The 7,931-nt window shown below is 51.1% G+C and carries 6 protein-coding genes; all 6 read right to left on the bottom strand.

Annotated features, from left to right (window positions below):
• On the bottom strand, positions 1-830 hold an 830-nt coding region (locus YA0848_RS35940), incomplete at its 3' end, for an ArnT family glycosyltransferase (protein ID WP_232925067.1).
• Entirely contained in the window at positions 824-1,807 is a 984-nt protein-coding gene (locus YA0848_RS07730; protein ID WP_024073373.1) for a glycosyltransferase family 2 protein, read from the bottom strand. The genes YA0848_RS35940 and YA0848_RS07730, both read right to left, overlap by 7 nt.
• Positions 1,773-2,192: a GtrA family protein gene (locus YA0848_RS07725; protein WP_024073372.1), complete on the bottom strand. Its 420-nt coding sequence runs from the start codon at positions 2,190-2,192 to the stop codon at positions 1,773-1,775. Before YA0848_RS07725 ends, YA0848_RS07730 begins: the two co-directional genes overlap by 35 nt.
• A 789-nt stretch (positions 2,193-2,981) precedes the next feature.
• On the bottom strand, positions 2,982-3,308 hold the full coding sequence (locus YA0848_RS07720) for a DUF2790 domain-containing protein (protein ID WP_019818112.1): 327 nt from the start codon (positions 3,306-3,308) through the stop codon (positions 2,982-2,984).
• A gap of 149 nt (positions 3,309-3,457) precedes the next feature.
• Positions 3,458-6,610 (bottom strand): CusA/CzcA family heavy metal efflux RND transporter, encoded by a 3,153-nt coding sequence (locus YA0848_RS07715; protein WP_024073371.1) that lies wholly within the window; start codon positions 6,608-6,610, stop codon positions 3,458-3,460.
• 24 nt (positions 6,611-6,634) lie between these two features.
• A complete protein-coding gene (locus YA0848_RS07710) occupies positions 6,635-7,879 on the bottom strand; it encodes an efflux RND transporter periplasmic adaptor subunit (protein ID WP_024073370.1) in 1,245 nt (414 codons plus the stop codon).
• Between the last annotated feature and the right edge of the window lie 52 nt (positions 7,880-7,931).

The following is a 7,931-nucleotide window of genomic DNA, read 5'->3' as shown; positions in this document are numbered from 1 at the left end:
GGAAGCAACGCTAAGCCAAGCTGAATCCATATGGTGCCGTAGGGCTTGGCGTGAGCACTCCCGTAGAGATCCCCGGCCCAATCACTTACAACATATCGGCTCCAGTGCTCGCCGACAAAAAAATACTCAAGGAAACCCGGCGTCTTCATTTCGGCTGCAATGTACCAAGGCACTGATATACCTAACATGAGAGCAATCCCCGTTACCCAAGGAAGCCTCAATACCCGATTCCATTGCTTGTAGATGACGATCCAAAAAAATGCTGGCGCGCCCATCAGTACCAAGGTCAGTGGCCCTTTAGCAAGCAGGCCCAAGCCGAGAGCTAAGAACATAAGGTAGGCATCCCCTTTGCCTGCGCACTTCATCCAACGCCAGAAACCATAGCTGGCCAACAGGATCGAGAACGATAAAACGGGGTCAGTCAGCACAACACCACTGGACACCAAGCCCAGCGCCGTGCCGGAAAAGATGATGGCTGCCCAAATGCCCGCCTTGCGCGATACCTCCTGTGTCGCGAGCCTGATGATGATGAAGCAGCTTGCCAAGTGGAGAAACCAGGCTGGGAATCGAGCAGCAAACTCATTGGTGCCGAATACCGTCATGCTCGCCGCTTGGGTCCAGAAAGACAGCGGTGGCTTGCCCCAAAATGGAACTCCGTAATCGAACATCGGAGTCACCCAGTCACTCAGTTCAACCATCTTGCGTGCCATTTCAGCGTAGCGTGCTTCAGAGGTATCCATCAGGGGATATACGCCCAGCCCCAGGAGACGCAAAAGCAGAATCGAACTCAGGATGAACCACAATGTTCGCTCGCTTTTCAAATTCAGCATTTCTTACCCTCGAGTGAGGAAGCCGGAGGATGAATAGTCATGGGTCGCGCTTCATTATTACTATTTAGAAAATAAAGGGGGCGGCGTTTGACCTCCGCGAGCGTTACGCCTACGTACTCGCCCACCAGTGCAACACCCACGCACATGAATGAAGCAATTCCGACAAGCAGGTGATGGATGTCAAAGGAGCCTGCTACCAGTACTGCGAGCAGGTAGCAGATGCTGGAGACAAAGAAACTGAAGCTAATGAGACTGAATATACGAAGCGGCTTGCGGGAGAAGCTGAGAATACTTTCGATGGCTAGGTCCAGCAGGCTAGCGGCGTTCCACTTGGTATTGCCGGCATGACGGGAAGTGCGATTGTAGGGTAACTCAATGGTGCGAAAGCCTACCCAGCCGATCAAACCCTTAAGAATTCTGGAGCGTTCGTCCAGCGCTCTTAAGGCGGCCAATGGAGCAGGACCAATCAGACGGAAGTCACTGACATCCACCGGAAGATCAACTTTCTCCACCAGGCGCTGCATGATCCAGTAATAGCTACGTGCACTCGTGCGTTTTAGCCAGGAGTCGCCAGTTCGCAAGTCGCGTTGCATGTTCACAACGTCGTAACCCATCTGCCAATGATATACCATACTCGAGATGAGTTCAGGTGGATCCTGAAGGTCGACATCAATGAAGATCAATGCGCTACCGCGTGCATGGTCGATCCCTGCACTTAACGCAGCCTCTTTTCCGAAGTTCCGACTTAGGAACAGGCATCGTACATTTGATCCATCTTGATAGTGTCGAAGTAGGTCTGCAGTTTGATCGCTACTACCATCGTCGACATAGAGAATCTCGCACGAAACAGGCAGGCGCTTTACAACTCTGGTGATGCGCTTGTGAAATTCCGGAATGGTTTGCTCTTCTTGAAAGCAAGGAACCACTATTGTTAACAAGGGGTCAGCGCGTTCGGAAAGCCGATGTGATGTCCGCATGATTGAATGTCCAGAAACGATGCGCAGTGAATCCGAGCGCAGTTAGGGTTAAAGTCACTAAAATCTGAGAGACAAGCGGTGAGAGATTGAATTTAATCAGAACCCACATACCTACACCATTACCGATATTAGTTGCCAACGAGACAAGTACAAACCTGATAGGTTGAAGCTTATAAATTCCCGTCGCCACGAAACTGAGCCTTCTATTACCAATATAGCTAATAATAGCGCCTATCACGCCTCCGCCAACGCTGGCTAACACTGGATCAGTAACTCCATTTACAATAAGCAGGAGAAATACAAAATAGTGCCCCCCGGTTGCTACGAATCCAATGCCTAGATAACGAATAAGCAAAGCTATGATCGACATGCTTGTATTTTCCATCTACAAAGACTAAACAACCCGAAGTGAAAAAAAAGTGAACTGCATGTAATTTCAGAACTAAATGATGCAGCACCTCGACAATAGCTGTGCCACCCAACAAACACCAAAAAACCCTAATAATAAACTGAACAAATAACTCTAGCATGATCCAGAGATTACAATTCTGATAAGAGCATATACATGATGGCACTTTAGATCTTGGACAATTAAGCACTTTCTCAAAACATGAAAACCAGTAACGACACCAATAATTACACCAATTAAGTATCAACTTACCAACCAGTGATCCATTTTCTCACGAGCGCCCATCAGTTTAAACAAGAAGCAACCTGCTAAACGTACGTGTCGTCGAGCTAAGCCCATATATTCAGTGTTTATTTTTGGTTGGGTAGCAAGCTAGTACGACCCAGAACTTGCTGCCACACCATCGACTTTCGTTTTTCGTTCAAAGCCTGAGGACTCACCTAAAGCAATTATCCGGAGTTAAGTCTTTAAGTAAGCCTAAGCCCCGAGCCAATTATAAACTTTCCAATAAACACCCTTATCAAGCCGCACTTCGACTGAGTCAGTGCTCATGCTTTGCCTGGATGTCACAGAAATCAGTTTTTTTCAAAATTCGCTGCTTCTGAGTGCAAATTCGCCGGCCTAAATTTTTTAGCTGGACTTGACTTACTTTTGGGGAGGGGGGCAAGGACTGACAATCTTTGGTTAAAACATGTCAAGGACCATAGAAAACGCCAGGCATCGCCTGGCGTTTTTCTATGGCCTCTAAAAATCCTATCGATGCATTCAATTTTTGTTGTTGACACATTGGGAAAACAAAGAATAACGAATCGTATTAAGCTCACCCCGCGAGTCTTCGTAGGTCATCAACCGTTGATACACCTCGCAAGTACGGGGATCCTGGGACTGACGCACAAATTTTGCAACATCAATCTTCATTCCATACTTGTAGTCCTGAATCTCTGGTATTGGCTTATTATTTTTCGCCGCATAGCTAGCCACGGCGTTCTGATGTTCCTGAATATATTGCAACTGCTTCTTTTCGGAAAACGTAGTAGCTTGTGAAACTATAGGCAAAACAGCTAGGGCTGCCGCAATGATAAGCTTTTTCATAAGGTCCTCTCAATATCAATCTTATTGGGAGTAACCTTATCAACTCACAGGCATCACCGGCATGACGGTAAACTTACAATTTTGAAAGGTGACAACAATATCCAGAATGAAAAGCCCACAACGTTGCTGTGGGCTTCTGTTATGGGCTATCAGCTACCCGCTTCATCACCATCATCATCTTTGCGGTGTGCCCATTGATACAGAGCAGGAAGCACCAACAGAGTAAGCACGGTAGACGAAAGAATCCCGCCAATCACCACTGTCGCCAGTGGCCGCTGAACTTCAGCACCGGTACCTGTTGCGAGAGCCATCGGGATAAATCCGAGGGATGCGACTAGGGCTGTCATCAGAACGGGCCTTAGCCGTGTCAACGCGCCTTCATCTACCGCTTGCCGGAGGGTACGTCCTTCCTCCCGCAGCCCGCGGATAAAAGAAATCATAACCAGGCCGTTTAGAACTGCCACACCGGACAGCGCAATGAAGCCAACTCCCGCCGAGATAGACAGCGGGATATCCCGCAACCACAGTGCAACTACACCGCCGGTGAGTGCGAATGGAATTCCGGTGAAGACCAGCATGCCATCCTTCAAGTTGTTGAACATCAGGAACAGCAGTGTCATGACCAGAAGCAATGCGACTGGAACAACGATCTGCAGACGCTTGGCTGCTGATTGCAACTGCTCAAACTGGCCACCCCAGGTAGTCCAGTAGCCTGCTGGGATCTGCACAGTAGCCAGCGACTTAGTCGCTTCTTCAACGAACGAGCCTAGGTCACGGCCTCGAACGTTTGCACTAACTACTACCAGCCGTTTCCCATTTTCGCGGCTGATCTGGTTCGGGCCCAACTGCAAGTCAAGATTAGCGACTTGGGACAGAGGAATGAACCCTATCTGATTAGCATCCTGAGCAACATTAGCAGGCACAGGAATCAGCAAGCTGGACATACCCGCTACGTCAGTGCGCACGGTCTCAGGCAGTCGCACCACCATATCGAACCGACGATCGCCCTCATACAATGTACCTGCCTGGCGGCCACCCACAGCAATAGCAATTGAGTTTTGCACATCCGCGATGTTCAAACCGTAGCGTGCTGCTTTTTCGCGGTCGATGTTGATGGTTAACACAGGAAGGCCGGAAGTCTGCTCAACCTTGACCTCCGATGAGCCCGGTACCGCTTTAAGCGATGCCGCGATTTTGTTGGCGGTGCTGTTGAGCGCGTCCATGTCATCGCCAAAAACTTTCACCGCAACGTCACTACGCACGCCCGAAATCAGCTCGTTGAAACGCAACTGGATCGGCTGGGACAACTCATAGTTGCTTCCCGGGACACCTGCTGCGGCTTTCTGCACCTCAGCGATCAGCTCATCACGAGGCTTATTGGGATTTGGCCACTGATCCTGAGGCTTAAGCATTATGTAGGCGTCAGAGGCGTTAGGCGGCATTGGATCAGATGCGATTTCTGCAGTACCCGAGCGTGCGAACATCCGCTCTACTTCTGGGACCTGCGCTATTACCGCTTTCTCCAGGCGCTGTTGCATCTCGACGGACTGAGTAAGGCTCGTTCCGGGCACTCGCATAGCCTGCATCGCAAAGTCGCCCTCACTAAGGCTGGGAATGAACTCGCTACCCATACGACTTGCAAGTATACCGCTAAGTACGACCAGAGCTACTGCAGCCGAGAACGCAATGTTCCGGTGCCCAAGAACCCATTGCAGTATCGGCTCATAGCGCTGTCGGGCGGTGCGCATTACCACGCCCTCCTCTTCCTTGACCTTGCCAGTGATGAACATGGCGATAGCAGCAGGAACAAAGGTTACGGAAAGAATCATTGCCCCCAGCAGCGCCATTACGACAGTGAATGCCATGGGGTGGAACATTTTTCCTTCGACGCCGGTTAGGGCGAAGATCGGCAGATACACTACCATGATGATCAACTGGCCAAATATCAGTGGCCGGCGAGCTTCACCTGCAGCGGCAAAGACTTCATGGAAGCGTTCTGCTTTGGTGAGTATGCGACCATGCTTGTGTTGCGCATGAGCCAGTCGGCGGATCGCGTTTTCTACTATAACCACGGCACCATCTACAATAATGCCAAAGTCGAGTGCTCCCAAACTCATTAGGTTTGCACTAACCTTGTTGTTGAACATACCTGTGAAGGTAAATAGCATGGACAGCGGGATCACCATTGCGGTGATCAGTGCTGCGCGGATGTTGCCGAGGAACAGGAAGAGAATAGCAATTACCAGAATCGCGCCTTCCACCAAGTTCTTCTTCACCGTCGCAATGGCTTTTTCAACCAAGTTGGTACGGTCATAAACGGTCACAGCAACCACGCCCTTCGGCAGGGTGCGGTTGATGTCGGTCAATTTGGTGGCCACAGCTTGGGACACTGTACGACTATTTTCACCAATCAGCATAAATACGGTACCGAGTACTACTTCGCGACCATTCTCAGTAGCAGCCCCCGTTCGCAGTTCTTTACCGATGCTGACTTCAGCAACGTTGCTGATGCGAATCGGCGTGCCATCTACACTGGTAATTACGATGTTGGCAATATCTTCGATATTGCTTACCTGACCCGGCGCACGAATGAGCAACTGCTCACCATTACGCTCGATGTAACCGGCGCCCACGTTGGCGTTGTTGCTTTCCAATGCAACTACCAGGTCATTAAGTGTCAGCTTGTAGGTAGCCAACCGCTTCGGGTCCGGCGCAATCAGAAACTGCTTGGCGAAGCCACCGATGGTGTTGATCTCGGCAACACCAGGGACGTTGCGCAGCTGCGGCTTGATAATCCAATCCTGGATCACTCGCAGGTCGGTGGGAGTGTAAGGAGTACCATCTTCTTTGAGTGCGCCATCTTCCGCTTCAACGGTCCACAGGAAGATTTCACCAAGCCCGGTGGATACAGGCCCCATGACGGCCTCGACCCCATCTGGCAACTGTTCCTTTGCAACCTGCAAACGCTCGTTAATGAGTTGGCGGGCAAAAAAGATGTCAGTACCGTCTTTGAAGATCACGGTGACCTGTGACAAGCCGGAGCGAGATAGGGATCGGGTTTGCTGAAGGCCCGGAAGACCGGCCATGGCCGTTTCAACTGGAAACGTGATCCGCTGTTCGGTTTCCAACGGCGAGTAACCAGGGGCGCCAGTGTTAATCTGCACCTGGACGTTTGTGATATCAGGCACCGCATCAATGGGCAGTTTTTGGTAGCTGTAGATACCTATACCGGCCATGATTAGAACTGCGATCATTACTACGATGCGCTGCTCAATGGCGAATCTGATGATACGTTCAAACATAAGAAATCATCCTGTAAATTCGCATCAGTGGCCATGCTCGGCAGACGCTTTGCCAAGCTCAGACTTGAGCGTGAAGCTGCCACTGGTTGCCACTTGGGCACCCGATTGGAGGCCTTCGGTTATTTCCACATAGCCACCGGCACGGCGACCTAGAGTTACCCTGCGAGTGTCGAAGCCCTCAGTGGTCCTCACGAAAACTGCAGTTTTTTCCTCGACGGTCTGCACCGCTGACTCTGGAACAGCTACAGCAACTTGATCAGTTTGTGACGTGACTGCGATGCTCACGAACAGCCCCGGTCGCCAGGCCCCATTGGGATTGGTCAGAGTGACACGGACGGGCGCTGCACGATTCTGCTCGCCCAAAAGGCTGCCTACGTAACCCACCTTGCCCTCGACCTCAGCCTTCATGTCAGGAGAAGAAACCTTTACCGAGCGGCCAGTCACGACCTTTCCGAGATCGCCAGGAGGAACCGCGAAAGTTGCCCACACCTGATTAAGATCGGACAGGATGAAAGCATTGGTTGCCTCGCTGACCACCTCACCGACGGTCAGGTGCTTTTCCACTACAACTGCGTCGAAAGGCGCACGCAGTTCATAGCGGTTACCGCCTGCAGAATTGACCGAAGCGCCGATTGCTCCGACCTTTTGCTTAGCGTTGGCCAGTGATATTTCAGCTTCTTGCAAAGCTTGTCGCGCCTGAAGGTAATCTTGCTCGGCGGAGATTTTGTCCTGCCACAACTGCTTCTCGCGGTCAAAAGTCAAGCGTGCCAACTCAACACGTCGCTGTGCAGCTTGTTGCTCACTGCGCATATCCGAGATCTGTTGACTGGCAATCACCGCAAGGACTTGGCCCTTCTTGACCGACTCGCCCAGGTTCGCCTGAACGCTTTCAACAACTCCAGGAACGCGAGGTACCACATGTGCGGTGTGGTCCTCATCAAACCGTATTTCGCCAGGAAAAGTCACAATAGTGCTAATCTCACGGGGAGCAGCTGCTTCCAGAACGACGCCCGCAGCCTCAATCTGCTCGGCGCTAAGCGTCATCTTGCCCTCTTCCTCATTGGCATTTTCGCTGTGGCCTTCCTCACCGTGACCTTCATCCCCCCCGTCTTTAGCAGGTGCTACAGCAGTTCTCTCATGGCCATCTTCAGTGCCATGTTCGGCCTTACTGACTGGAGGCTGCTCGGAACTGGAGTTCCAGGCGAAACTGCCAAATCCGAGGACTGCCACAGCGATTACCGCGAGCGCGATCTTGCGTTTGTTATCCATTGCTACTCCTGCTGATCTTAGGTACCGGCTTATTCAAAGACGCATACAAGGA

The organism is Pseudomonas sp. S4_EA_1b, from assembly GCF_016307435.1.
GTDB lineage: Bacteria > Pseudomonadota > Gammaproteobacteria > Pseudomonadales > Pseudomonadaceae > Aquipseudomonas > Aquipseudomonas rhodesiae.
The sequence above is the reverse complement of the archived record's forward strand: the minus strand, read 5'-3'. Positions and strand labels throughout refer to the sequence as shown.

Coding starts and splice junctions, on each gene's coding strand:
- YA0848_RS07730 (WP_024073373.1), bottom strand. CDS start 1,807: ATGCGGACATCACATCGGCTTTCCGAACGCGCTGACCCCTTGTTAACA.
- YA0848_RS07725 (WP_024073372.1), bottom strand. CDS start 2,192: ATGGAAAATACAAGCATGTCGATCATAGCTTTGCTTATTCGTTATCTA.
- YA0848_RS07720 (WP_019818112.1), bottom strand. CDS start 3,308: ATGAAAAAGCTTATCATTGCGGCAGCCCTAGCTGTTTTGCCTATAGTT.
- YA0848_RS07715 (WP_024073371.1), bottom strand. CDS start 6,610: ATGTTTGAACGTATCATCAGATTCGCCATTGAGCAGCGCATCGTAGTA.
- YA0848_RS07710 (WP_024073370.1), bottom strand. CDS start 7,879: ATGGATAACAAACGCAAGATCGCGCTCGCGGTAATCGCTGTGGCAGTC.